At 72.1% G+C, this 25,299-nt stretch carries 24 protein-coding genes and 1 pseudogene; 17 read left to right on the top strand and 8 right to left on the bottom strand.

Annotated elements, in window-relative coordinates:
- The first annotated feature begins 61 nt into the window (after positions 1–61).
- A complete protein-coding gene (locus HUT12_RS22260; RefSeq protein WP_176095921.1) occupies positions 62–2,251 on the top strand; it encodes a transglycosylase domain-containing protein in 2,190 nt (729 codons plus the stop codon).
- A 107-nt stretch (positions 2,252–2,358) separates the two neighbouring features.
- Here HUT12_RS22260 and HUT12_RS22255 read toward each other — a convergent pair whose 3' ends face one another.
- The 6 genes from HUT12_RS22255 to HUT12_RS22230 all read right to left on the bottom strand — a co-directional run bounded on the left by HUT12_RS22255 (position 2,359) and on the right by HUT12_RS22230 (position 8,265).
- The gene (locus HUT12_RS22255; protein ID WP_176094599.1) at positions 2,359–4,200 is read right to left on the bottom strand and encodes a thiamine pyrophosphate-requiring protein; all 1,842 of its coding nucleotides are present in this window, start codon (positions 4,198–4,200) and stop codon (positions 2,359–2,361) included.
- 170 nt (positions 4,201–4,370) lie between these two features.
- Positions 4,371–5,168: an IclR family transcriptional regulator gene (locus HUT12_RS22250; protein ID WP_131054796.1), complete on the bottom strand. Its 798-nt coding sequence runs from the start codon at positions 5,166–5,168 to the stop codon at positions 4,371–4,373.
- A 64-nt stretch (positions 5,169–5,232) separates the two neighbouring features.
- Positions 5,233–5,727, bottom strand: a complete 495-nt coding sequence (locus HUT12_RS22245) for a RidA family protein (RefSeq protein ID WP_131054797.1) — start codon at positions 5,725–5,727, stop codon at positions 5,233–5,235.
- Positions 5,724–6,563, bottom strand: a complete 840-nt coding sequence (locus HUT12_RS22240; RefSeq protein WP_176094598.1) for a creatininase family protein — start codon at positions 6,561–6,563, stop codon at positions 5,724–5,726. The genes HUT12_RS22245 and HUT12_RS22240 overlap by 4 nt, the downstream gene beginning before the upstream one ends.
- Entirely contained in the window at positions 6,560–7,606 is a 1,047-nt protein-coding gene (locus HUT12_RS22235; RefSeq protein ID WP_176094597.1) for a pyridoxal-phosphate dependent enzyme, read from the bottom strand. Before HUT12_RS22235 ends, HUT12_RS22240 begins: the two co-directional genes overlap by 4 nt.
- A 2-nt stretch (positions 7,607–7,608) precedes the next feature.
- On the bottom strand, positions 7,609–8,265 hold the full coding sequence (locus HUT12_RS22230) for an RraA family protein (RefSeq protein WP_161595072.1): 657 nt from the start codon (positions 8,263–8,265) through the stop codon (positions 7,609–7,611).
- A 160-nt stretch (positions 8,266–8,425) separates the two neighbouring features.
- Between HUT12_RS22230 and HUT12_RS22225 the strand changes: the two genes are divergently transcribed.
- From HUT12_RS22225 to HUT12_RS22180, 10 genes are read left to right on the top strand one after another with little or no spacing between them, the layout of a single operon-like run.
- Positions 8,426–9,415, top strand: coding sequence for a Gfo/Idh/MocA family protein (locus tag HUT12_RS22225; RefSeq protein WP_161595071.1), 990 nt, complete (start codon positions 8,426–8,428; stop codon positions 9,413–9,415).
- Positions 9,412–10,848 (top strand): aldehyde dehydrogenase, encoded by a 1,437-nt coding sequence (locus HUT12_RS22220; RefSeq protein ID WP_176094596.1) that lies wholly within the window; start codon positions 9,412–9,414, stop codon positions 10,846–10,848. The genes HUT12_RS22225 and HUT12_RS22220 overlap by 4 nt, the downstream gene beginning before the upstream one ends.
- 36 nt (positions 10,849–10,884) lie before the next feature.
- Entirely contained in the window at positions 10,885–11,808 is a 924-nt protein-coding gene (nikB, locus tag HUT12_RS22215; RefSeq protein ID WP_131051982.1) for a nickel ABC transporter permease, read from the top strand.
- A complete protein-coding gene (locus HUT12_RS22210) occupies positions 11,808–12,686 on the top strand; it encodes an ABC transporter permease (RefSeq protein ID WP_131051981.1) in 879 nt (292 codons plus the stop codon). Before nikB ends, HUT12_RS22210 begins: the two co-directional genes overlap by 1 nt.
- A gap of 41 nt (positions 12,687–12,727) precedes the next feature.
- Positions 12,728–14,245 carry an ABC transporter substrate-binding protein gene (locus tag HUT12_RS22205; protein ID WP_161594912.1) on the top strand — a complete coding sequence of 506 codons (1,518 nt, stop codon included), beginning with the start codon at positions 12,728–12,730 and terminating at the stop codon, positions 14,243–14,245.
- A gap of 39 nt (positions 14,246–14,284) precedes the next feature.
- Positions 14,285–15,277: an ABC transporter ATP-binding protein gene (locus HUT12_RS22200; RefSeq protein ID WP_176094595.1), complete on the top strand. Its 993-nt coding sequence runs from the start codon at positions 14,285–14,287 to the stop codon at positions 15,275–15,277.
- On the top strand, positions 15,270–16,271 hold the full coding sequence (locus HUT12_RS22195; protein WP_176094594.1) for an ABC transporter ATP-binding protein: 1,002 nt from the start codon (positions 15,270–15,272) through the stop codon (positions 16,269–16,271). Before HUT12_RS22200 ends, HUT12_RS22195 begins: the two co-directional genes overlap by 8 nt.
- Complete coding sequence (locus HUT12_RS22190; protein WP_176094593.1) at positions 16,268–17,083, top strand: SDR family NAD(P)-dependent oxidoreductase; 816 nt, start codon at positions 16,268–16,270, stop codon at positions 17,081–17,083. Before HUT12_RS22195 ends, HUT12_RS22190 begins: the two co-directional genes overlap by 4 nt.
- Complete coding sequence (locus tag HUT12_RS22185; protein ID WP_176094592.1) at positions 17,083–17,916, top strand: SMP-30/gluconolactonase/LRE family protein; 834 nt, start codon at positions 17,083–17,085, stop codon at positions 17,914–17,916. The genes HUT12_RS22190 and HUT12_RS22185 overlap by 1 nt, the downstream gene beginning before the upstream one ends.
- 9 nt (positions 17,917–17,925) lie before the next feature.
- Complete coding sequence (locus tag HUT12_RS22180; RefSeq protein WP_176094591.1) at positions 17,926–19,056, top strand: crosslink repair DNA glycosylase YcaQ family protein; 1,131 nt, start codon at positions 17,926–17,928, stop codon at positions 19,054–19,056.
- On the opposite strand, the gene HUT12_RS22175 is transcribed toward HUT12_RS22180, so the two are convergent.
- Positions 19,008–19,460 carry a hypothetical protein gene (locus HUT12_RS22175; RefSeq protein WP_176094590.1) on the bottom strand — a complete coding sequence of 151 codons (453 nt, stop codon included), beginning with the start codon at positions 19,458–19,460 and terminating at the stop codon, positions 19,008–19,010. The genes HUT12_RS22180 and HUT12_RS22175 overlap by 49 nt on opposite strands.
- Before the next feature lie 142 nt (positions 19,461–19,602).
- Here HUT12_RS22175 and HUT12_RS22170 point away from each other — a divergent pair, with 142 nt between their 5' ends.
- A complete protein-coding gene (locus HUT12_RS22170) occupies positions 19,603–20,697 on the top strand; it encodes a glycosyltransferase (protein WP_176094589.1) in 1,095 nt (364 codons plus the stop codon).
- A 244-nt stretch (positions 20,698–20,941) separates the two neighbouring features.
- Positions 20,942–21,514 (top strand): hypothetical protein, encoded by a 573-nt coding sequence (locus HUT12_RS22165; RefSeq protein WP_176094588.1) that lies wholly within the window; start codon positions 20,942–20,944, stop codon positions 21,512–21,514.
- Here the strand turns inward: HUT12_RS22165 and HUT12_RS22160 are convergent.
- The gene (locus tag HUT12_RS22160) at positions 21,500–22,066 is read right to left on the bottom strand and encodes a hypothetical protein (RefSeq protein ID WP_254876928.1); all 567 of its coding nucleotides are present in this window, start codon (positions 22,064–22,066) and stop codon (positions 21,500–21,502) included. The two genes, HUT12_RS22165 and HUT12_RS22160, sit on opposite strands and share 15 nt — an antisense overlap.
- Before the next feature lie 70 nt (positions 22,067–22,136).
- Between HUT12_RS22160 and HUT12_RS22155 the strand changes: the two genes are divergently transcribed.
- The 4 genes and pseudogenes from HUT12_RS22155 to HUT12_RS22140 all read left to right on the top strand — a co-directional run bounded on the left by HUT12_RS22155 (position 22,137) and on the right by HUT12_RS22140 (position 25,276).
- Positions 22,137–23,000, top strand: a complete 864-nt coding sequence (locus tag HUT12_RS22155) for a LysR family transcriptional regulator (protein ID WP_176094587.1) — start codon at positions 22,137–22,139, stop codon at positions 22,998–23,000.
- Positions 22,997–23,557 (top strand): RNA 2'-phosphotransferase, encoded by a 561-nt coding sequence (locus tag HUT12_RS22150; protein ID WP_176094586.1) that lies wholly within the window; start codon positions 22,997–22,999, stop codon positions 23,555–23,557. Before HUT12_RS22155 ends, HUT12_RS22150 begins: the two co-directional genes overlap by 4 nt.
- Positions 23,558–23,802: 245 nt before the next feature.
- Positions 23,803–24,360 carry a hypothetical protein gene (locus tag HUT12_RS22145; RefSeq protein ID WP_176094585.1) on the top strand — a complete coding sequence of 186 codons (558 nt, stop codon included), beginning with the start codon at positions 23,803–23,805 and terminating at the stop codon, positions 24,358–24,360.
- Positions 24,327–25,276 (top strand): annotated as a pseudogene (locus HUT12_RS22140) (TrmH family RNA methyltransferase). Before HUT12_RS22145 ends, HUT12_RS22140 begins: the two are co-directional and overlap by 34 nt.
- The last annotated feature ends 23 nt before the right edge of the window (positions 25,277–25,299 follow it).

Genomic DNA, 25,299 nt, shown 5'->3' with positions numbered 1-25,299 from the left:
TGGCTGACAACTGGGCCGATTCGGTGGTCGGAACGTGGCATTCGCGGCAATCCTGGTGACCATGGCCACCCCTACGCCACTGTCGCGACTGTTCACCGTCCTGCTGGCCGGCGGGCTCGTCGGCCTCGTCGTGGCGGGCCTCATGCTGCCGGTGAACCTGGTGTTCGGGCTGACCGCCAAGGCGGCACTGGGCAGCTACGCCGAACTGCCGGACGTGCTGCGGACCCCGGCCACCCCGCAGCGCTCCTACCTCTACGCCAACGACGGCAAGACGCTGATCACCACGTTCTACGACGTCAACCGGACGGACGTGACGCTGGACGAGATCGCGCCGGTGATGCGGCAGGCGATCGTGGCCGCCGAGGACCGGCGCTTCTATGACCACAGCGGGGTGGACCTGCGCGGCATGGCGCGCGCCCTGGTCACCAACGTCACCGAGGGCGGCACCGAGCAGGGTGGCTCGACGTTGACCATGCAGTACGTACGCAACGTGCTCAAGACCGACTCGACCCGCACCAGCGAGGAACAGGCCGCGGCCACCGAGCAGACCGTCGGGCGCAAGCTCCAGGAGATCCGGTACGCCAACGCGTTGGAACAGCGCCTCGGCAAGGACGAGATCCTCACCCGCTACCTGAACATCGCGTACTTCGGTTCCGGGGCGTACGGGATCGCCGCCGCCAGTGAGCGCTACTTCTCCAAGGTGCCGGCGGACCTGACCCTCGACGAGGCGGCACTGCTGGCCGGTCTGGTGCAGGCGCCCGAGGCGTACAGCCCGATCGACGGCGACGCCGACGCGGCGCTGGCCCGGCGCGCGTACGTGCTGGACTCCATGGTCGCGACCGCCGCGATCACCGCGGAGCAGGCCGCCGACGCCAAGGCCGAGGAGTTGGACCTGGACACCAGCGAGCAGGCCAACGGCTGTGCGGCCACCGCCGGTGGTCGGGACGGCTGGGGCTTCTTCTGCGACTACCTGCGCCGGTGGTGGATGGAGCAGCCGCAGTTCGGCGACACCCCCGCCGAGCGCGAGCAGGCGTTGCGCCGGGGCGGCTACACGGTGGTCACCTCGCTGGACCCGGAGATCCAGGCCACCGCGCAGGAGGAGGCCACCAGCGTCTACGGGTACGGCAATCCGCGCGCCCTGCCGATCGCGGCGGTCGAGCCCGGCACCGGCCGGGTGCTCGCCATGGCGGTCAACCGCCACTACAGCCTCGCGGAGAACCCGGACGGGCAGGCCAACTACCCGAACACGGTGAACCCGCTGATCTCCGGTGGACCTGGCGTGACCGGCTACCAGGGCGGCTCGACGTTCAAGCTGTTCACCATGCTCGCCGCGCTGGAGTCCGGCCGGACGCTGTCCACCGGGTACGACGCGCCGAGCCGGCTGCCCACCCGGTACCCCGGGGAGGGGGACAGCAGTTGCGACGGCCGGTGGTGCCCGGCCAACGCCAATCCGGCCTGGATGGACGGGTACCGGATGATGTGGGACGGCTTCGGTCGCTCCGTGAACACGTACTTCGTCTGGTTGGCCGAGCAGGTCGGGCCGGACAAGGTGGTGGAGATGGCGCAGCGCCTGGGCATCACGTTCCGCGCCGAGGCGGACGCGACCTTCGCCGACCAGCGTGCCGCCGACTGGGGCGCGTTCACCCTGGGGGTGTCCGCCACCACCCCGCTCGACGTGGCCAACGCGTACGCGACGGTGGCGGCGGAGGGGACGTACTGCGCCCCGCTGCCGGTGGTGTCGGTGACCGGCCCGGACGGTGCGCGACTGCCGGTGGGTGACCCCTCCTGCCGGCAGGTGCTCGACGCCGACGTGGCCCGGGCCGCCACGGACGCGGCCCGCTGCCCGGTGGGCCAGCAGTCCGCGTTCGGGCAGTGCAACGGCGGTACCGCCACGGCGGTGAACGGGATCCTGGACGGTCGCCCGGTGGCCGGTAAGACCGGCAGCTCCGACGGTGCCGCCACGGAGAGCTTCGTCGCCTTCACCCCGCAGGTCGCGGTCGCCGGCATCGCGGCGAACCCGGACGACCCGAACGACTCGGTCGGTGCCACCGTGCAGTCCCGGGTGATCTCCGGGGTTGCCCGGATCATCGCCACGGCGGTCGACGGCGAGCCCGAGCAGGCGTTCACCGCGCCCAGCCGGGAGCTGGTGGGTACGCCGCGCCGGCCGGTCGAGCGGGATCCGGGCGTCGACCGCCGGACCGGCGACAATCCGCTGTCCGAGCTGCGTCGCTGGTTCCAGGGCCGAGGCTGATCTCCGCTGCATCTCGCGCGGGGCGTGCCGGCGCACGGTAGTGAAGTTAGGAAGGGTCCCCTGCTATACGCGAGGCGATAGCAGGGGACCCTTCCTTGCGCGCAGGCTCAGCGGCGCGGGCGGTACGTGCTGACGACGCTGGGCAGGCCGCGGCGGATGATGCCCGCCCAGTCGGTGTCGCCGCGCAGCATCGCGGCGGCGGTCTTGCGGGCCTGCTCGGTGGTGAAGTGCGGCGGCATCATCAGTTCGGCCGGGTCCACCAGGGCGTTGATCACCGTCGGACGGTCGGCGCGCAGCGCCCGGTCCCACGCCTGCGACACCTGGTCGGGGTGGTCGACGAGTTCGCCGCGCAACCCCAGCACCTCGCCCCACTGGTGGTAGGCGATGTCGGGCAGTTGCTGGCTGTCCGGGAACATCGGGGTGCCCTCGGTGGAGCGCTGCTCCCAGCTGACGAACGCCAGGTCCCGGTTGTTGAGGACCAGCACCACGAAGCGCGGGTCGGCCCAGCCGCGCCAGTACTTGGCCACGGTGATCAGCTCGTTGACGCCGTTCATCTGCATCGCGCCGTCACCGATCAGGGCGATCAGCGGACGGTCCGGGTGGGCGAACTTCGCCGCCAGGGCGTACGGCATCGCGCCGCCCATGGAGAGCAGGGTGCCGGAGAGGCTGGCCAGCATCCCGGGCCGGACCTGGAGGTGGCGGGCGTACCAGGCGGTGGCGGTGCCGCAGTCGACGGCGAGCATGACGTCGTCCGGCAGCCGGTCACTGAGGCTGGCGAAGAGCATCTGCGGGTTGACCGGGTCGGCCTGCTGCGCGGCCAGGTCCCGCTGGGCCTGTCGCCAGGCGGCGGTGGCGCCGGCGATGCTCTGCCGCCAGCGGGTCGGTCCCGGTCCCGGCCCGAGTTCGCGCAGCAGGGCCCGCAGGGTGGGTGCGGCGTCGCCGGTCAGGTTCACCTCGGTCGGGTAGCGCAGGCCGAGCTGGGTGCCGTCGATGTCGATCTGCACCGCGCGGGCCTGCCCGGGTGCCGGATAGAACTCCGAGTACGGCATGTTGCTGCCCACGATCAGCAGCCGGTCGCACTCCTTCATCAGCTGCCAGCTCGGGCGGGTGCCGAGCAGGCCGATGGCGCCGGTGACCCAGGGTTCCCGGTGGTCGACCGTGGTGAACCCGAGCAGCGCGGTGGCCACCCCGGCACCGAGCCGGTGGGCGATCTCGCGGACCTCGTTCTCGGCGCCGAGGGCGCCCTGCCCGACCAGCATGGCCACCCGCTCGCCGCTGCCCAGCACCTCGGCGGCGTGCCGGACGTCGGCCTCCGGCGGCACGGTCGGGCTGCTGCTCGGCACGCTGCTGGTGTGGTAGTAGCCGTGCGCGTGCGGCGGGTCGGGGACGGCGGCGAGGTCCTGCACGTCGAGCGGCAGCACCAGCGCGGTGACGGTACGCCGGGCCAGCGCGGTCCGGCAGGCCCGGTCGACCAGGTGGCGTACCTGGGAGGGGTGGTCGAGTTGGGCGAGGAAGGCCGCCGCGACGTCCTTGTAGAGCGCGAGCAGGTCCACTTCCTGGTAGTAGCCGCCGCCCTCGGCGGTGGTGGCGGTGTGCCCGACCAGCGCCACCACCGGCTGGTGGTCCAGCTTGGCGTCGTAGAGACCGTTGAGGGCGTGGATGGCACCCGGACCGCTGGTGACCAGCACGCAGCCGATCGGCCCGCCGCCGTACTTGACGTGGGCGCACGCGGCGAAGCCGGCGGTCTCCTCGTGGCGTACCTGGACGAACTGCGCCTGCTCGTCGGTGCGTTGCAGGGCGGAGGTCATGCCGTTGATGCCGTCACCGGGGAACCCGAAGTACCGCCGCACACCCCAGCAGGCGAGCCGCTGCACGATGTGGTCGGCGACGGTGGCGTCCCGGGGTAGTGGCCACGGGTCCGCCGGTACGAGGGTGTGGTCTGCGCTCACCTGGTCCGCCTTTCCGGTCGGGCTCACCCCGCGAAGGGTGGGCCCGGCTTTCCCCGGCTTTCCAGGACAAAACCATGCATTCCTCGGGTACGCCGTCGAGGCGCCCGGCCGACCTACCCGGCTCTCGGTGCGCGGTAGGGGCCGTGCGCCGGGACGTCCGCCGGCAGTGCTCAGCGTTGGCTGACGATGACCCGGGCGGGGCCGTGATGGCCGAGGGCGACGCTCACCGCGTCGGCGGCCTCGATCACCGCGGTCGCCAGGGCCGCCTCCCGGGCGGCCAGGTTGATCGCGGAGAGCGGGCCGGAGATGGAGAGCGCGGCCACGATCTCGCCGGAGGCGTTGCGGATGGGCGCGGCGAGGCAGGCCCGACCGAGGGCGAGTTCCTCCTCCTCGGTCGAGTAGCCGCGCGACCCGCTCGTGGCCAGTTCGGCGTCGAGGCGGTCATGGTCGGTGATGGTGCGGTGGGTGAACCCGACCAGGTTCTCGCCCAGCAGCACCCGCCGCTGTGCCGGGTCGACGCCGAGCAGTAGTGCCTTGCCCAGGCCGGTGGCGTGCAGCGGGATCGACTGACCGATCAGCGAGAACGCCCGGGGTGCCGAGCGACCCTCGAAGTTGCCCAGGTAGAAGCCCTGGTCGTCGCGACGGATCGCGAGGTTGACGCCGAGACCGTGCTCGGCGGCGAGGTTCTGGGCGGTCTGGCGGGCGGCGCGGTAGACGGGGGACTGGTTGAGGGCCACACCGCCGAGGGTCACCGTCTTCGGACCCAACCGATAGAGGTTGGAGATCGGGTCGCGTTCCACCAGGCCGAGGGATTCCAGGGTGCTCAGCAGCCGGGACGCGGTGGAGACACCGAGCCCGGCCTGCCGCGCCACGTCGGTGACCCGCAACTCGGGGCGCCCGAGCAGGAAGGCGTCGAGGATCGCCACTGCTCGCAGGATGCTCTGATTCGATCCGTTGTCGGAAGTCACGTGCGTCCTCTGATATCGGGTTGCGGCATCGACACTGTAGCGGCCGGCCGGGCCAATCTCGGTTTCAGACCTGGGTATTTCGGCCCCGGATCCGGGCGGTCAACGCCAGTGACACCGGGACGTCGAAGGGCAGTGACGAGTGCCCCAGCGCCGACCGCGCGTGCCGCCCCCGGTCGCCGAAGACGTCCCGCAGCAGCTCCGAGGCGGTGTCGGCGACCGGGACGTGGTCGGTGAACGCGGGCGTGGCGTTGATCGCCACGGTGAGCGTCAACAACTGCTCCACGTCGTCGAGCGAACCGGCGGCGGCGCGCAGGGTGGCGAGCAGGTTCAGCGTCGCCTGGCGTACCGCCGCCTGCCCGTCCGGCACGCTCAGCTCGGCGCCGAGCTTGCCGGTGGGCAGCGGATGCCCCGGGCGGACCGGGCCGTGTCCGGAGAGGACGGCCAGGTCGCCGCTGACTACCACCGTGTCGTACGCCCCGGAGGCGGTACGGGCCGGTGGCAGCGTGATGCCGAGGTCGGCGAGGCGGCGCTCGGGGGAGGTGTCCTCGGTGCCGCTCATCCGCGCGTGCCCCAGTCCGTGCTGATCGCGGCGGCCCGCTCGGCACTGATCGCGCCCGCCGTCGGTGCCTCGGCGAGGTGCCGGATCAGCGTGACCGTCCGGTCCCGGACCGCCTCGAAGAGTTTGCGGCCCTTCTCGACGTCGTGCTTGGCCGGGTCGCCGAGCGCGCCGTTGGTGCTGAACTCGGCCAGCGACCGGGGCGTGAACCCGCCGACGGCCCGGTCCGGGATGGCCTGGCCGCGCAGCAGCTCGTGTGCCGAGGGCAGCAGGGGAGCGGGGCCGCCCAGTTCCTCGGTCACCACCACGTCCGGCACCAGGTGCAGCGCCAGGCTCGTCTCCACCTCGCAGGCGTGGCCGTACATCTCGGACTGGGCGATGTCCACCACCACGTCGCGGCCCATCATCGACCAGTGGACCACCGCCACGGTGTGCCCGGTGCGCTGCTTGTACTCGGTCAGGAAGGCGGGCAGGAAGGCCAGGTTCCCGCCGTGGCCGTTCATGATGACGAACCGTTCCAGGCCGTGCCGGGCCAGGCTGGACAGGTAGTCCTCCAGCAGCGAGCAGAGGGTGCTCACCCGGGCGGTCAGGGTGCCGGGGAAGTCCATGTGGTGCGGGGAGAAGCCGACCGGGATCGGTGGCGTCATCAGGGCCGTACCGTCGGCGGCGGCGACCACCTCCTCGGCCAGCCGTTCCGCGATCCGGTAGTCGATGCCGGCCTTCAGGGCGGGGCCGTGCTGCTCGGTGGCGCCGAACGGGATGACACCGACGGTGGCCGTGGTCAGCGCCTCGCGTACCTGCGGCCAGGTCATGTGGTGGAGTCGGTAGTCGTTGATCACGGTGCTCCTTCGTCGGTGTGCGGGACGTCGGCCGGGAACGGGTGCGGGGCGAAGACGTTGGGTGAGCCGCCGGTGTGCAGGAACAGCCACGAGCCGGGACGGTCGTCGGCGAGCAGCGCCGCCATCGCCTTGCTGTTGTAGGTCAGGTCGAGGAACGCGCCGCTGGCCCGCGCGGTGGCCCGTTGGGCGGCGACGGCCGCCTCGGTGGGCACCCCGTGGCCGCCCCCGAGCTGGCCGTCGGTGACCTCCAGGTCCACCTCGTCGAGCAGGGCGGCGGGCAGCCCGACCCGGTCGAGCGCGGCGGCTGCCCGGTCGCGGACCAGTGCCCGCAGCTGGGCCGCCGGGGCGAGCGCCGAGGCGACCACCAGGCCGACCGTGGCACGGCGGGCGGCCAGCGCGGCCAGGACGCCGCCGGCGGTGTTGCCGGCCCCACCGGCGAGCATGATCCGGTCCGGTGGCCTGTCGGCGAGGGTGTCGGCGAGTTCGTCGACGGCGGCGGTGGTGGCCAGCGCGCAGAGCGTGCTTCCGGGCGCGGTCCGCACGTCGATGACGGCGGTCGTCGCCCCGGTCGTGCGGCCCTGCTCGGCGATGGCGGTCATGGTCTGCGCCTGGACGGGATCGAAGGCGTCGGTGGTGCGTACCCAGTGCAGGCGGGCCCCGGCCAGCTCGTAGAGCACCTGGTTGCGGCTGGGTTCGGCCGGTGGTTCGCCGCGCAGCACGAGGTGCACGTCGAGGCCGGCGGCGCGGGCGGCGGCGGCCACCACCCGGCAGAGGTTGGAGTGCGGTCCGGCCGAGGTGACGACCGTGTCGGCGCCGGCCTCGCGGGCCTGGCCGAGCAGGACGTCGACCTGACGGACCTTGTTGCCGCCGAAGGCGAACCCGCCGTGCTCCTCGGCGATCACGACGGGGTTGCCGGCCGGGTGCAGGCGGGGCGCCGGCCAGCAGGTGACCGGCCAGCGGTGGATCCCGACGCGGGGCAGGGCCCGCACGGTGTCGGTCAGCCGGGGGTCCAGGCGACCCCAGGAGGGTGCACTGCCGCCCATGGTCAGAACCGCTCGTACTGCTGGTAGAGGGCGCCCACCGACTCCCCGGCCCGGACCCGCTGCCGGATCTCCGTCTCGGTGCGGACCGTCGCCTCGGCCTCGACGAGCACGTCCATCGCGATCGCGCGGGGGACGACGACGACCCCGTCGCTGTCGCCGACGATGATGTCGCCCGGGTGCACGGGGACGCCGCCGCAGACCACCGGGGACTGCATGTCGACGACGTTCCAGCGGCCCTTCGCGTCGCGGGCGCTGCGGAACCGGTTGAAGACCGGGAACTTCAGCGGCAGGATCGCGCCGGTGTCGCGGACACCGCCGTCGATGACGGCGCCAACAGCGCCGCGCGCCATGGCGCCGTTGGTCAGCAACTCGCCCCAGTGGCCGACCGTCCGGTCACCGGCGCAGTCGAAGACCGCGACCTCGCCTGCGGAGAGCTCGTCGATCATCCGGGCACCCAGGCGTACGGAACGGTCGGTGCTTCGTTCGGGGCGGCCCAGCGCGGTGAAGGCCACGCCCGCCACCGCCATGTCGGTGGTCAGCGGCAGCACATCGGTCATCACCTGGTGCCACAGCCCGGCATCGTCCAGCGCGTCGGCGATCGCCGCCACGTAGAGCTTGCCGAAGCGGCGGCAGATCTCCTCGACCGGCGGGGTTTCCATCGAACTCCATTCATTGATTGGAACGTGGTTGCACGGACAGTACATGACGTTCCATTCTCAGAACATCCCTTGCAGCCTGTGGAATGGGCTGGTAGGAATCCCTGCAACAGGTTGCGCTGGCTGCATCCGAGCCGACCGAACCGCGAGAGACGGAGAGACGATGTTGAGAGCGGCAGTCGTGGGGATGGGCTGGATGGGTCAGCTCCACGCCGGGATCTACCACCAGCACCCGGGGGTCGACCTGGTCGGTCTGGTCGAGCCCGATCCCGCTGCGGAACAGCCGCTCCGCGACCGGTTCGGCGTACCCGTGCACCGCGACGTCGAGGAGCTGCTCGACCGGGTCGACGTGGTCAGCGTCTGCACCCCGGACCACCTGCACCCGCAGACCACCATCCCGTTCCTGCGGGCCGGGGTACGGGTGCTGGTCGAGAAGCCGCTGGCCACCAGCTCGGCGGACGCGCAGAAGATCCTCGACGCCCGACCCGACCCGCACGCCCTCTCGGTCGGTCACATCCTGCGCTTCGACCCCCGCGTGGTCCGCGCCCGCGAGCTGGTCCGCTCCGGTGAGCTCGGTCCCCTGTGGCACGTCGACGTCTGGCGCGACACCACCCGCACGGTGGCCGTACGCCCCTCGGAACGCACCAGCGTGGCGTGGTTCCTCGGCATCCACGACGCCGACCTGGTCCGCTTCGTCACCGGACTGACCGCGGTCCGGGTGTCCGCCCTCGGCCGGGCCGTGCTCTCCGCCCACGCCGACGCCGTCTACGCGACCGTCCGCTACGACGGTGACGTCATCGGCTCGATGGAGAACAACTGGACGCTGCCCGACGGGCGACCCAACCGGGCGTTGGCCGGGCTGCGGGTGGTCGGTGAGCACGGCTCCGTCGAGATCGACCTCGGCCACGTCGACCTGCTGCACGCCACCTCCGACGGCGCGGTCAACGGCGACACCCGCAACTGGCCCAGCCGCGCCGCCACCGGCGTGTCCAACATCCGTACCGAGGTGGAGGAGTTCGTCCGGGCGGCTGCCGAGGGCGCACCCGCGCCGGTGCCCGGTGAGGAGGGCCTCGCCGCCGTCCGGGTGGTCGAGATGATCCACGCCTCGCTGGCCGCCGACGGCGCGCCGGTCGGTGCCGGAGACGCCCGGTGACCGCCGATGTCCGATCCTGGCTCGGTGGCCGGTACACCGACCCGGCCGCCGCGCGCTACCGGGTGCGCAGCCCGGTCGACGGCGAGGTCGTGGCCGAGGTGCACCGCGCCGGGCCGGACACGGTGGACGAGGCCGTCCGGGCGGCGTCGGCGGCGGTCGTCGCCGACCGGCGCAGCAGCCCGTACGCGCGCCGCGACCGTTGCCTGGCCGTCGCCGACCGGCTGATCGCCCGGCGCGAGGAGATCGCCGCCCTGGTCACCGCCGAGACCGGCCGCACCTATCAGGGCACGCTGGCCGAGGTGGGCAAGGCCGCCGAGGGCTTCCGGCTGGCCGGCGAGGAGGCGATCCGGTTGGCCGGGCGTACGCCGCCGGTCGCCGCCACCGACAAACTGGTGACCACCCGCTGGCGGCCGACCGGGGTGTGGGCCGTGATCACCCCCTGGAACTTCCCGGTGAACATCCCGGTCGAGTACCTCGGACCGCTGGTGGCCACCGGCAACGCCGCCGTCTGGAAACCGGCACCGACCACGGTGGCCTCGGCCGACCTGGTGCTGCGGTGCATGGTCGAGGCGGGCCTGCCCGAGGGGCAGGTGACCCTGGTCGCCACGGACGACACCGCCGTGGCCGAGTACCTGGTGGGTCACCCGCGCGTGGTGGGGGTCGGGTTGACCGGCAGCACCGCCACCGGCACGGCGGTGGGCCGGCGGGCCGCCGGTAAACGGCTCCTGCTCGAATTGGGCGGCAACGGCCCGATCATCGTCTTCGCCGACGCCGACCTGGCGCACGCCGCCGACGCGATCGCCGTGTCCTGCTTCACCGCGTCGGGCCAGATCTGCAGCGCCGGTGGCCGGGTGCTGGCCGACGCGCGGATCGCCGGTCCGCTGGCCGAGGCGGTCGCCGCCCGTGCCGGTGACTACCCGACCGGCGACCCGTACGCTCCGACCACCGTGCTCGGGCCGGTCCACCTGCCCGCGCTGGCCACCCGCTTCGAGGAACAGGTCGGCGCGGCGGCCGGCGCCGGCGCCCGGGTGCTCAGCGGCGGCCGGCACCTGTCCGGCTTCCCCACCGGGCAGTACCTGCCGGCCACCGTGGTCGGCGACGTCGCGGTGGACGCGGCACTGAGCCGGCAGGAGTCCTTCGCGCCGGTCGCCCCGATCGTCCCGCTGCCCGCGTCGGAGCTGGTCGCCGAGGCCAACCGGAGCGGGTACGGGCTCTCCACCGCCGTGTTCACCGCCGACCTGGGCCGGGCCCTGGACGCCCTCGACGACCTGGAGTTCGGCAGCGTCGTCGTCAACGACCGCTCCACCTACTGGGAGCTGCACCTGCCCTTCGGCGGATGGGAGGGCAAGGACTCCGGGACCGGCCGGGTGGGTGTCCCCGCCGTCGTCCGCGCCGTCTGCCAGCAGCAGACCCTCTCCCTGTCCCGCCCGTGACCCCGCCCAGCGGCAGAACCGGAAGGTGGTGACCCTTTGATCAACTACACGGTCCGGAGACTCCTGCTCGCCCTGGTCATCCTGTGGGGCGCGCTCACCCTGGTCTTCGCGGTGGTCCGGCTGGTGCCCGGTGACCCGGTCAGCGTCATCCTCGGCCCCGACGCCACCGCCGAGGAGGTCGCCGACGCCCGCCGGGAACTCGGCCTGGAACGCAACGTCGTGATCCAGTACGCCAGCTTCCTCGGCCGGGTGACCCAGCTCGACTTCGGACAGTCCTTCCGGCACAACCGGGACGCCTTCGAGATGGTCATCGAGCGACTGCCCGCCACCGTCACCCTGGCCCTCACCGCGATCTGCATCGCACTGGTGGCCAGCTTCCTGCTCGGCATCGCCGCGGCGCTGCGTCCGCGTGGTCTCGCCGACCGGGCGATCTCGGTGCTGTCGCTGATCGGCCAGTCGCTGCCCAGCTTCTGGGTCGGCATCATCCTGCTGCTGATCTTCGCCCGGCAGCTCGGATGGCTGCCCAGCGCCGGCAACAGCACGCCGCAGCACCTGATCCTGCCGGCGGTCACGCTGGCACTCCCCTTCACCAGCATCCTGGTCCGGCTGATCCGGTCCGGGCTGTTGGAGGTCCTCGGCGAGGGCTACATCCAGACCGCCCGCTCCAAGGGCCTGCGGGAGAGCGTGGTGCTCTTCCGACACGCGCTGCGCAACATGTTGATCCCGGTGGTCACCGTCGCCGGGCTCCAACTCGGCGCGCTGCTGGGCGGCACGGTCGTGGTCGAGGAGGTCTTCTCCTGGCCCGGCCTGGGACGGCTGCTCGTGGACGCGATCGGTAACCGGGACTACACCGTGATCCAGGCCGCCATCGCCTTCGTCACCACCGCGTTCGTCCTGGTGAACCTGGTCGTGGACCTGCTCTACGCGTACATCGATCCTCGCGTGCGGGTGGTGAACTGATGGCTGACGCAACCTCGACCACGGCGCTGCGGACCCGGTCCCGGCGTCGCCCACCGGCCCTGTTGTTCTGGTCCTGTCTGGGCGTCATCGGCCTGGCCGTGCTGGCCGGCACGCTCGGCCCGCTGCTGGTGCCGTTCGACGTCACCGAGACCAACCTCGCCGACCGGCTGCAACCACCGGGCGCCGTGCTCTCCGACGGTTCCCGGGCCTGGTTCGGCACCGACGACGTCGGACGCGGCATGCTCAGCCAGATCCTCATCGGCGCCCAGGTCTCCCTGCTGGTGGGGGTGGCGACCCTGCTGATCTCGGGCCTGTTCGGCACCGCGGTCGGCATCGTCGCCGGCTTCGTCGGCGGATGGGTGGACGGCCTGCTCATGCGGCTGGCCGACATCCAGCTCGCCTTCCCCTCCATCCTGTTGGCCATCCTGATCGCGGCCCTGCTCGGGCCCAGCCTGGTCAACGTCATCGCGGTGCTGGCGGTGACCATCTGGGTGATCTTCGCCCGGGTGGCCAGGGCACAGACCATGGCCGTCCGCAACCGCGAGTACGTCGACGCCAGCCGGGTGCTCGGCGCTCGACCGCTCTTCCTGATCTGGCGGTGCATCCTGCCCGCCTGTGCCGCGCCACTGCTGGTGGTCGCCACCGTCGAACTCGGCATGGTGATCATCACCGAGGCGGCCCTGAGCTTCCTCGGGCTCGGCACTCCGACCGCGACCCCGAGTTGGGGGTTGACCATCGCCAACGGCCGCGGCTACGTGGCCGACGCGTGGTGGATCTCCACCCTGCCCGGTATCGCGCTCTCCCTGCTCGTCGTCGCCTGCGGGGTGGTTGGCGACGAACTCCGCGACCGGCTCGATCCACACCTGAAGCACCGGTGAGGTCGCGGCCGACCCTTCACGAGCGAACGATGGAGGAGACAATGACATGGACAAGCAGAGCACGTCGGTCCCTGGTGGCCGGCCTGCTCGCGATGACCGTCGTCGGTGCCGGGGCCGCCTGCGGCGGTGGTTCCGGTGACGGCGACCAGGACCAGACCCTGCGGGTCGGGATGCCGATCCGGATGCTCTCGGTCGACCCGCACGGCACCGCCATCTCCGACCGCAGCACCCTGACCCTGGCCCTGCACCTGTTCGACCCCCTGGTCGCCTCCTCGGACGGCGAGATCACCGGCCGACTGGCCGAGAGCTGGGAGAACGTCAACGACACCACCACCCGGTTCACCCTGCGTCAGGGCGTGACCTTCCACGACGGGTCGCCGCTGACCAGCGCCGACGTCAAGGCGTCGCTGGACCGGCTCTTCGCGGCGAGCACCGCCCTGGCACCGCTGTTCGCCACCATCGAGGAGGTCAAGGCCCCCGACGAGCAGACCGTCGAGATCATCACCAGCCGGGCCACCGGCTCGCTGCTGACCAATCTCTCGATGGCGTACATCGGCAGCAAGGCCCAGATCGAGTCGGGCGAGATCGAGAGCCGCCCGGTCGGCACCGGCGCGTTCAAGTTGGAGGACTTCCGCTCCGGCGAGCGGGCCCACATGGTGGCCAACGAGTCCTACTGGGACGGCGCGCCCAAGTACGAGCGGCTGGAGTTCCAGGAGATCTCCGAGGACGCCGCCCGGCTCACCGCGCTGCGCACCGGCGAGATCGACGTGACGTACGCGTTGCCGCCGGACCAGCTCAGCCAGGTACGCGGATTCGACCAGGTCACCGTGGAGAGCGGACCGAGCGCCACGTTCTATGTGATCTGGCTGAACAACGCCCGCAAGCCGTTGGACGACCCCAAGGTCCGGCAGGCGTTGTGGCACGCGGTCGACTTCTCCTCCATCCAGGAGAACCTGTTCGGCGAGAGCGCCGTCCTGGCCAAGGCGCCGGTGCCGCAGCCGGTGTTCGGCGCGGCGCAGTTGCCCGGCTACACCTACGACCCGCAGCGGGCCCGGCAACTGCTGGCGGAGGCGGGCTACCCGAACGGCTTCAGCACCAGCATCCAGTGGAGCGCGAACTGCTGCGCCAACATCCGCCCGCTGGTCCAGTCGATCCTCAGCGCCTGGAAGGAGGTCGGCGTGAACGTGGAGATGCAGGAGAAGGAAGCCGGGCAGTGGCTCGACGACCTGCTGGCGCTCGACTGGGACATGAACATCCAGGACGGCGTCGTGGTCACCCAGGACGCGGAGTTCGTGCTCGGCCGGCTCTACACCTGCGCCGCCAAGCGACTCGGCTACTGCAACGAGGAGTACGACCGGGTCATCGCCGACGCCTCCGCGGAACTGGACCCGCAGGAGCGGCAACGCAAGCTCCAGCGGGCACAGGAGATCCTCTGGGCCGACGCACCCGGCGCCTGGCCGTTCGAACTGACCGCCTCGGCCGCCTGGCGTGACCGGGTCAGCGGCTTCGGTCCGCCGCCGACCAACGTGCCCGACTTCCGTGGTGTCTCGCTGAACTGACCGCACCGGCCGGGTGCACCGGCCGACGAGGAGGACCTGATGTCCCTGCTGTCCCTGCACGACGTCGTCGTCGAGTTCGACTCCCGGGTGGGACCGGTGCGGGCTCTGGACGGGGTCAGCCTGGACGTCGCCGAGGGGGAGACCCTCGCCCTGCTGGGCGAGTCCGGCAGCGGCAAGAGCGTCACCGCGCAGGCCATCCTCGGCCTGCTGCCCCGGCCCGCCGGCCGGATCGCCGCAGGCCGGATCACCTTCGACGGTACGGAGCTGACCACGGCCTCGGCACGGCGGATGCGCGCCGTACGCGGTGGCGAGATCAGCATGGTCTTCCAGGATCCGCTCTCCTCGCTCAACCCGGTGCACCCGATCGGTCGGCAGATCGGTGAGACGCTGCGGGTGCACCGGGGCCTGTCCAAGGCCAAGGCCCGTGCGGAGGCGCTCGATCTGATGCGCCGGGTCGGCATCCCCGACCCGGCGCGCCGGATCGACGACTACCCGCACCAGCTCTCCGGCGGGATGCGGCAACGCATCATGATCGCCATCGCGATCGCGCTGCGCCCGCGCCTGATCATCGCCGACGAGCCGACCACCGCGCTCGACGTCACCGTCCAGGCGCAGATCCTGCAACTGCTGTCCGAGCTGCAACGCGACTACCGGATGGCACTCATCCTGATCAGTCACGACCTCGGCGTGGTGGCCGCGCACGCCAGCCGCATCGCGGTCATGTACGCCGGGCGCATCGTCGAGACCGGCCCGCTGCGCCAGGTGTACGAGAACCCGGCCCACCCGTACACCCGCAGCCTGCTCCAGTCGGTGCCGACGCTCACCGCGCCCACCGCACGACTCACCCCGATCCCGGGTACGCCGCCGTCGCCGGAGGCACTGCCGCCCGGCTGTCCGTTCCACCCCCGGTGCGCGTGGCGGGTCGACCTGTGCACGCAGCAGCGGCCCACGCTGGAGGTGCTGCCCACCGTCGACGGCCCGGGACGCGCCGCGGCCTGCCACCGTTCCGAGGAGGTACGCGACGATGCCTGACCCCACCGCGCCCGCCCTGCTGGAGGTCGAGGACCTCCGGGTGCACTATCCGATCCGGTCCAGCGTGCTGCGTCGCACGGTCGGTCACGTCCGCGCCGTCGACGGCGTCTCCTTCCGGATCGGGGCCGGCGAGACCCTGGCGCTGGTCGGTGAGTCGGGCTGCGGGAAGACCTCCACCGCCCGCGCCCTGATCGGTCTGGAACGCGCCACCGCTGGCACCATCCGCTTCGACGGCCGGGACCTGAGCCTTCTCAGCGCGGCCGAACGGCGCCAGCTCACCCGCCGGGTGCAGTACGTCTTCCAGGACCCGTACGCCTCGTTGAATCCCCGGCTCACCGTCCGGGAGATCCTCCGCGAGGGCTGGTTGATCCACCGTGATCTGGTACCGCGCCGCGACCAGGCCGACGAGGTCGTCCGGTTGCTGGAACAGGTGGGGCTGACCGCCGCGCACGCCGACCGGTACCCGCACCAGTTCTCCGGTGGGCAGCGGCAGCGCATCGGGATCGCCCGGGCGCTGTCCATGCGGCCCGCCCTGATCATCTGCGACGAGCCGGTCTCCGCGCTGGACGTGTCGATCCAGGCGCAGATCCTCAACCTCCTCGCCGACCTGCGCACCGAGATGGGACTCTCCTACCTGTTCATCTCGCACGACCTGCACGTGGTGCGCCACGTCAGCGACCAGGTCGCGGTGATGTACCTCGGCACCGTCGTCGAGCAGGGGCCGACGCGGGAGGTCTTCGAGTCGCCGACCCACCCGTACACCCAGGCGCTGCTCTCCGCCGCGCCCGACCCGTTCCCGTGGCGGCAGCAGGGTCCGGAGCCGATCGTGCTCTCCGGGGACCTGCCCTCCCCGGCGGACCCGCCCTCCGGTTGTCCGTTCCGCACCCGCTGCTGGCTGGCCCGACCGGAGTGCGCCGAGCACCGGCCGCCGCTGGTGGGGGAGCGGCACCAGTGGGCCTGTCCGGTCGTGTCCGCTCCGGCGGTCTCCCGATGAGCAGACGCGTCCTGGTCACCGGTGCCGCCGGGGCGATCGGCACCGCCCTGGTCGCCGCCTTCCTGGCCCGGGGCTGGCGGGTCGCCGCTCTGGACGGGCGGCAGCCGGAGCCGGCGGTTGCTGCGGGGCCCGGAGCACCGGTGGCCGAGTCCCCGACCACGGACGGGCCGACCTGGCTGACCGCCGACGTGACCGACGCGGCGGCCGTCGAGGCCGCCGTCGAGCGGCTCCGCGCCGACTGGGGTGGACTCGACGTGCTGGTCAACAACGCCGCGGTCGGTCCGCCCCGGGCGCCGGTGGGTCGGGAGACGGCGGCGCACCTGCGCACCGTGCTGGAGGTGAACCTCGTCGCTCCACTCGCTCTGGTCCAGGCCACGTTGCCCCTGCTCACCGCCGGTGACGCGCCCGCCGTCGTGCAGCTCTCCTCGATCGGCGGGTCCCGGGCGTTCCGAGGCAACGCCGCGTACGTGGCCAGCAAGGGTGGCCTGGAGGCGATGACCCGCGCTCTGGCGCTGGACCTGGCCGGACGCGGCATCCGGGTCAACGCGGTCGCCCCGGCGATGGTGCGTACCCCGGGTTGGGACGACGCCGGCCCGGAGGAGGTCGCCCGGCGCGCCGGCCTCGTCCCCCTCGGTCGCGCGGGCACCCTCGCGGAGGTCGCCGCCGCGGTGGGCTTCCTCGCCGGTCCGGAGTCCGGCTACATCACCGGGGTGGTGCTGCCGGTCGACGGTGGCCTGGGCGTTCAGGCGTACAGCCCGGTGGAGGAACCCGGGGTCGCCGCAACTCTAGAACCGTCCGGCGGGGACGCCTGATGCGGATCTCCACGCTGGCCCGGATGCTGCCGCACCCGGAGACGGTCTGCGCCGGCGCGGACGGACACCTCTACGCCGGACTCGCCCTCGGCAGCCCGCAGGGGCGTGGCCCGATCGTGCGGATCGACCCCGACGACGGCACCGCGCAGCGGTTCACCGACACCGGCGGACGCATCCTCGGGCTCGCCCGCGCCGAGGACGGCCTCGTCGGGTGCGACGTGGCCCGCGCGGAACTGGTCCGGATCTCCTCCGACGGCACGGTCACCGCCCGCATCGGCACCGCCGACGGCCGGCGGCTGCTCCGCCCGAACGGCTGCGTCGTCGATGCCGCCGGAGGTGTCTGGTTCACCGACTCCGGCACCGCCACGGCCGGCGAACCGACCGGCTCGGTCTGTTACGCGGCACCGGGGGAGAGCGACACGTGCCGGGTCGCCGCCGCCGACCTGGTCTATCCGAACGGCATCGGGATCAGTCCCGACGGCGGCACCCTGTACGTCTCCCTGACCCGGGACGACACCCTGCTCGCCTTCGACGTGACGGCTCCCGGTCGGCTCTCCGGCCGCCGGACGGTCGCCACCGGCGGTGCGCTGTCCGCCGGGCCGGACGGGCTCACCGTCGCCCCCGACGGGACCTGCTACCTGGCCGTCACCCGGGGCTCCCGGGTGGTCCGGATCACGCCCGACGGCCGGGTCGACACGCTGATCGAGGCACCCGACCTGCTGCGGATGCCGTCCCATGCGGTCCTGCACGGCAGCCGGCTGCTGGTGCCCTCCCTGTTCGGCGACACCATCACCGCAGTCGACCTCGCGCCGAGCGGGGTGTCGGCCGAGTAGGGTCGGCACGTGGTCGTGCACCGGTTGAGCAGGGGTGAGGCACGGCGGATCGCGGTGCACGCGCAACTGCTCGTGGCACCGCGCCCGACCGATCTGGTGGCGGTCGTCGAGCGCCTGACGCTCCTCCAGATCGACCCGACGGCGGCCGTCGCGCCGAGTGCGGACCTGGTGCTGTGGAGCCGGATCGGCTCCACCTACGACCCCGCCGACCTGATCCGGGCCGTCGAGACCGATCGGACCCTCGTCGAGACGGTCGCCTACATCCGCTCGCCCCGCGACCTGCCCGCCGTGATCGCCGAGACACGCGGTGCCGAGATGCACCCGACCATCGGGGAGTGGCTGCACGGCAACGAGCCGTTCCGCCGCGACATCCTGGCGTTGCTGGCGGAGTCGGGCCCGCTGCTGTCCCGGGACATCCCCGACACCAGCGTCGTGCCGTGGCCGTCGTCGGGGTGGACCAACAACCGCAACGTGACGAAGATGCTCGAATCCCTGGCGCTGCACGGACACATCGCGATCTCCGGTCGTAAGGGACGGCAGCGCTACTGGGATCTCCCCGCCCGGGTCTACGCCGTCGAGCTGCCCGAACTCGATCACGATCACGCCGTCCGGCTCCGCAACGAGCGCCGACTCGCGGCCCTCGGCATCGCCAGGTCCACCGGACCACAGATCCCGGGTGAGTCGCCGTACGTCGGTGACGTGGGAGAGGAGGCCGTCGTCGAGGGCGTACCCGGCACCTGGCGGGTCGACCCGACGTACGTCGGGCTGCCGTTCGAGGGCCGCACGGCGTTGCTCTCCCCCTTCGACCGGCTGATCCACGACCGGGTACGCACCGAGCAGCTCTTCGACTTCGAGTACATCCTGGAGATGTACAAGCCCAGGGAGAAGCGCCGGTGGGGCTACTTCGCCCTGCCCGTCCTCCATCACGACCGGCTCGTCGGCAAGCTGGACGCGACCGCCGACCGCAAGAGCGGCCGACTCGTGGTCAACGCCGTCCACGAGGACGTCCCCTTCACCGCCGCGACGACCGCCGACGTCCATGCCGAGATCGAGAGCCTCGCCGCGTGGCTCGGACTCACCGTCGACATGTCTCAGGTGTCGTACTCGCCGAGATCCCACGGCGGGCTGAACGCCATGTAGTCGCCCGGCTCGACGGTTACCCACCAGGTGTCGTCGTCCTGCTCCGGCGCCCGGGGGATCAGCCCGAAGGTGGTGCCGTACCGGTCGACCGAGAAGGGCGCGACCTCGATGCGGCCGAAGGTGACCGGGCCGAGCGCGGCCAACCGTGCCTCGTACGCCGCCCGCCGCGCCTCGCGGTCCATCAGCGCCCTCGGGCCGAAGGCGTCGATCCTCGCCTCCAGGAACCGCCCGTCGCCGTCGAAGAGATAGAGGGCGACGAACTCCTGGCCGTCGTCGTTGCCGTGGGTGCCCGGCTCGAACGGAGTGGTGAGGAAGAACTGCCGGCCGTCGCCGGTGTGCCCCACGTGCTCGGCGTGGTGGTCGTCATGGTCGATGGCCAGGCGGCTCGGTGGTCCGGCGTCCATCCGGCGGGTCCTCTCGCGTCCACGGGTGAGCCGCAGCGGTCACCCCGGCCACATGATGGCCTCAGGGTGCGACACGATCGCCGAAGCGACCGCACGACGAGGTCGACGTCGGGCCGGTGCGGCAGCTTCTATGCTGCGGCTCATGCGCATCGTGTTCGTCGCCGCGCCACTGCAGGGCCACGTCCTGCCACTGATCCCGCTCGCGGCGGCCTGTCGCGACGCCGGCCACGACGTGATCGTGGCGAGTGGGGGCTTCCCACCCGATCTCCGCGGCCTGCGCACGGCCGACATCGGAGCCTCCTTCAGCCTGCCGCGAAGCGCGATCCGGGTCGCGCTGCGCCATCCGGGCATCGCTCGCGCCGAGCTGCGCGGCACGGCCGGCCACGCCATGGTCGGCGAACTCTTCGGTCGTGCCAACGTGGCACTGGTCGACCCGCTGTTGGCCCTGGCCGAGCGGGAACGCCCTGACCTGATCGTCTACGAGCCGCTGGGCGAGGCCGGTGCCATCGTGGCCGGACGACTCTCCATCCCGTCGGTGCTCCAGGAGAACACCCTCTGGTCGGCCACCGACCTGTTTCGGGCGGTGACCACCAGTACGGCGCTGGCCAAGCAGGAGATCCCCGGCCCCGATCTGACCATCGCCGTCACGCCGCCGAGCCTCCGCGACGCCCCGGCCGGGAAGGTGGTCATGATGCGGCCGGTTCCCTTCTCGGGCGGTGGTCCGGTTCCGGACTGGCTGCTCACCTCCGGCGACCGGCCCCGCATCCTGGTCAGCCGCAGCACCCTGAAAGGCCCGAACGACGGTGACCCCGGCCCAGCGATCGTCAGGGTGGCCGCACAGGTCGACGCCGAGTTCGTGCTTGTACGCCCGGTGAGCACGCGCCACCTGCCGCCCAACGTGCGGACAGCCGACCGCGTACCCCTCGACCGGGTGCTGCCGACGGCGGCGGGCTTCGTCCACCACTCCGGCGCGGGCAGCGTGCTCGGCGGCCTGGCTGCGGGCGTACCGCAACTGACCACCCCCGGAGCGGGCGATCGCAGATACAACGCCGACCTGCTGGCCCGGCGAGGTGCCGGCCTGGCCGTCGAGGCGAAGGTGATCAGCGCGGCCGACCTGACCCGGCTGCTGACCGACGAGGCACTGCGCGTCGCCGCACAGCAGGTCGCGGCGGAGATCGCCGCAATGCCCGCGCCGACCGCAGTGGTCCCCGTGCTGGAAGAGGTCGCCGGTGGCTGACAGATCCCGGACCGTCTATGGATTCGGGTCCGCTGACGGCTCACAATCTGTTATGGACTGTCGCGTGGTTTCGACGTAGCCGGCCCGGGCGGCAGGGGAGACAGCGAGCGGGCCGCCGACCACCGTCCAGCACACCGGCCGACAACGGGAGGCCACCGTGGCGTACCCCCGGCACCCCGACGAGGCGGGCGGCCCGCCGTCGCATCCCTATACCGTTCCAGGGCCGGCGGCAGCGTACCCCCGCATGCCGCCGCCGACGCGCCGCAAGAACCAGAACGTGGTGGTGTGGATCGTCGGGGCTGTCGTGTGTCTGCTGCTCCTCTGCTGCGGGATCGGCGTGGGCGGCGTGCTGCTGTACACCTTCCGGTCAAACCAGGTCGCGGAGAGCGCCGCGAGCCCGCCGACGACGCCGCAGGCGTCCACCGCCGCGCCGACGACCACACCGCCGTCCTCAGGTGCCGCGCCTGCCCTGCCCGACACCTTCGAGACGATCACCGAGGGGCAGTGGAAACGGGTGGCCGAGCGGCCGGACGATCACAGCGGTCGGACGTTGGTCGTGTACGGCCAGATCACCCAGTTCGACGATGCCACCGGTAAGGACAGGTTCCGTGCGCTGGTGGGCGCGCGGAGAACGACCGACGACGGTGGCTACGACACGAACACGCTGCTGTACGGCGATCCGAAGGTGCTCGGCGACATCGCTGCGGACGACGAGTTCCAGGCGAAGGTGACGGTGCTGAAGGCGTACACGTACCAGTCGTTGGTGGGTCCTACCAGGGTGCCGCTGCTGCTGGTGCACTCGTTACGGGTGTTGTAGCCGACCGAGGGGCGTGGCGGTCACCTCGGTTCCGTCATGGGGGTGCTCCCGCCGCAGTGACCGGAGGGCGAGGCGTTCGACGTCGGCCCAGGTGGGGGTGGCGTGCCCGTAGCCGGGGACCGGGCGGCGCTGCGGCCCGAAGAAGTACTGGTGGGCGACGGCGCCCCGGATGGCGGAGTGCACCTCGGGGTGGTCGTCCACGAAGTGGGTGAGGCCGAGGTCGAGGCAGTGCCCGCGTTTGTCGGCGCGGGCGCGACAGAACCGGACCCGGTCGCGGCCGATCCCGGTGTGCCGGTAGAAGTCGTGGGCGTCGAGCCAGCGCAGCGTACGGGCCTGGACGCGCGGGCCGCACTTGGAGACCAGCCAGACCCGGCCGCCGAAGCGGGGGACGAGGCGGGCGATCGTGTCGAGGGCGCCGGGCACCTCCGGGGTGGCCAGCATGGTGGCCTCGTCGCCGGTGAAGAAGGCGGTGTCACCACCGCGGGGATGGCGGGATCCGTCGATGACGACTCGGCCGATGTCGATGCCGAGCCGGGGCACATGATCGTTCATGCCACCCAGGATGGGGGCCGGAGAACCAGGGCAGAACTATCGATCGGCGACTGTTCTATAGTCGCATGCTATGAATGGGCGGGACCTGCTGGAAGCCGACGCACTGCGGTCGTTCGCGGTCTTCGCCGAGCACCGCAACTTCACCGCCGCCGCTGCGGCGCTGCACATCAGCCAGCCCTCGCTGCACGTGAAGATCCGCAAACTGGCCGCCGCACTCGGCGTGGACCTCTACGAGCGGGACGGCCGGCGGCTGACCTTGACCGTCGCCGGGGAACGCCTCGCCGCGTACGCGCTGGACACCCGTCACCGCACCGACGAGTTCCTGCGGGAACTGCACCAGGACGCGGCGCCCACCATGACCATCGCGGCCGGTCGCGGCGCGCTGCGCTGGGTGATCGCCGAGCCGATCCGGTGGATCGGCCGCCAGGGCCGCCGGGTGCACGTGATCACCGCGGACCGGGACGCCGCCCTCGCCGCGATCTCCGCCGGTCGCGCCGACCTCGCCGTGGTCGCGCACGATCCACCGGGACGGCAGTACGAGTCGACGCAGATCGCCGCGTACCGGCAGGTGCTCGTGATCGACGACGGACACCCGCTGGCCGAGCGGCGGCAGGTCCGACTCCGTGACCTCGACGGGCTGGACCTCGTCGTACCCCCGGCCGGGCGCGCGCACCGGCGGGCGCTGGACCGTGCGCTACTCGACGCGGACGTCACCTGGCAGGTCGCCGCCGAGGTCGACGGCTGGGACCTGCTCGTGCACCTGGCCGCGCTCGGTGTCGGTGCCACCGTCGTCAACGGGTGCGTGGAACTCCCCGACGGTCTGCGCGCCGTACCCGTGCACGGCCTGCCGACGATCCGCTACTGGGCGGCCTGGCGCCCGCAACGCGAGCCGGTCGTCCGGGACCTGCTCGACCTGCTCGGGGCACGACCGTGACCGACCGCACCACCGCGACCAGCAAGTTCCTGGCGTACGTACTGCGTCACCAGCCGGCCGCCATCGGGATCACGCTCGACTCCGCCGGATGGGTGGAGGTGGACGTGCTGCTCGCCGCGTTGGCCCACCACGGTCGGCCGATCAACGGTGCGTTGCTGGCCCGGCTGACCGGCGACACCGACAAACAGCGGTTCGAGATCCGTGACGGGCGGATCCGCGCCGCCCAGGGCCACACCGTCCCGGTCGACCTGTGCCTGGCACCGGAACCGCCTCCGCCGCTGCTCTACCACGGCACCGTCGCCCGCTTCCTGCCCGGCATCCGCGCCGACGGCCTCCGGCCGCGCGGCCGTACCCACGTGCACCTCTCCGCAGACCGGCAGACCGCCGCGACGGTCGGTGCCCGGCGCGGCGAGCCGATCGTCCTCACCGTCGACGCCGCCGGCATGCATGCGGCCGGCAACGTGTTCCACCGGGCCGCCAGCGGCGTCTGGCTCACCACCCACGTCCCACCCGACCGGATCATGGTCGACAGTGCGGAAGAGGCCGCCGGTAGCTGACAGATCCCGGATCGTCTATGGATTCGAACCCGGTGACGGTCCACAATCTCCTGTGGACCGTCGCGTGACTCTGCCACAGTCGACTCTCGGGGGCAGGGGGACAGCGGGCCGGGCCGGCGACCACCCTCCAGCACACCGGCCGACACCAGGAGGCCACCGTGGCGAACCCCCGGCACCCCGGCGAGGCGGGCAACCCGTCGTCGTACCCGTCACCCGTCCCCGGGCCGGCGGGAGCGTACCCCGGTATGCCGCTGCCGACGTACCGCAAGAACCAGAGCACGCTGCTGTGGATCGTCGGGGCTGTCGTTGTCCTGCTGCTCCTGTGCTGCGGGATCGGCGCGGTCGGCGCCCTGCTCTACGCCGTCCAGTCGAACCAGGTCGCGGAGAGCGCCGTGAGCCCGTCGTCTTCCCAGCCGCCCACCGCCACACCGATGACCGCAGCGCCCACCCCGTCCGACATCTACGTGACGTTCACGCAGCGGCAGTGGAAACTGCTCGCCGAACGGCCGAACGATTACATCGGCCGCACGTTCGTCGTGTACGGCCAGGTCACCCAGTTCGACGATGCCACGGGTGAGGACACATTCGCCGCGAGGGTGGGACCGCGGAGAACGACCGACGAAGGTGGTTACGACACGACCATGCTGTTGGACGGCGATCCGAAACTGCTCCGCAGCCTCGCTGAAGGCGAAGAGTTCCAGGCTGAGGTGATGTTGCTGGGGACGTACCTGTACAGCCCGCCGACCGGTGGCCCGCTCAGAAACGTGCCGTGGCTGGTGGTGCGGTCGTTGCAGGAGTTGTAGCCGGCCGAGGAGCCCGTGGCCGACGTGGTGTCGCCGGCCGGCTCGGCATCCCCGGCTGATCCCGGTACGCCGGTGTGGCAGGCGAGGACCGGTCCGGCAGAATCGGCGGGTGCCCGTCCACCTGATCACCGACCCGGACGACGAGCGGATCGGCGACTACCGTGCGCTGACCGACGTCGAGCTGCGGACCCGCTGGGAGCCCCCGCACGGCCTGTTCATCGCCGAGGGTGAGCTGGTGCTGCGCCGGGCGTTGCGGGCCGGGTACCCGGCCCGGTCGTACCTGGTCGACGCCAAGCGGGTCGACCAACTCGCCGACCTGGACACCGGAGACGCCCCGGTCTACGCCGCCAGCCAGGACGTGCTGCGTGAGGCCACCGGGTTCCACGTGCACCGGGGGGTCCTCGCGTCGTTCCGGCGTACGCCGTTGCCGAGCGCGGCCGAGGTGCTCGCGACCGCCCGCCGGGTGGTGATCCTGGAGGACGTGAACAACCATACGAATCTCGGTGCGATCTTCCGGGCGGTCGCCGCGCTCGGGGTGGACGCGGTGCTGCTCTCGCCGTCCTGCGCCGACCCGCTCTACCGGCGCAGCGTCCGGGTCAGCATGGGGGAGGTCTTCGCCGTGCCGTACGCGAAGCTGGAGCCCTGGCCGGCGGCGCTGGACGAGGTGCGGTCGGCCGGGTTCACCGTGCTGGCGATGACGCCGGCCCCGGACGCGGTGCCGATCCAGCGGCTCACGCCGGAACAACGGGCCCGCGCCGCGTTGCTGCTCGGGGCGGAGGGGGCCGGGTTGACGTCGGATGCGATGGCGGCCAGCGACGTACGGGTGGTGATCCCGATGCGGCGCGGCGTGGACTCGCTCAACGTGGCCGCCGCCACCGCCGTGGCCTGCTGGGAGTTGGGCCGCGACGACGCCTGACCGTCGAGGTTCGGGCCGATCTG

The sequence above is a fragment of the Verrucosispora sp. NA02020 genome (genome assembly GCF_013364215.1).
Lineage (GTDB): Bacteria > Actinomycetota > Actinomycetes > Mycobacteriales > Micromonosporaceae > Micromonospora.
This window is presented reverse-complemented; position numbering and strand designations above follow the sequence as displayed.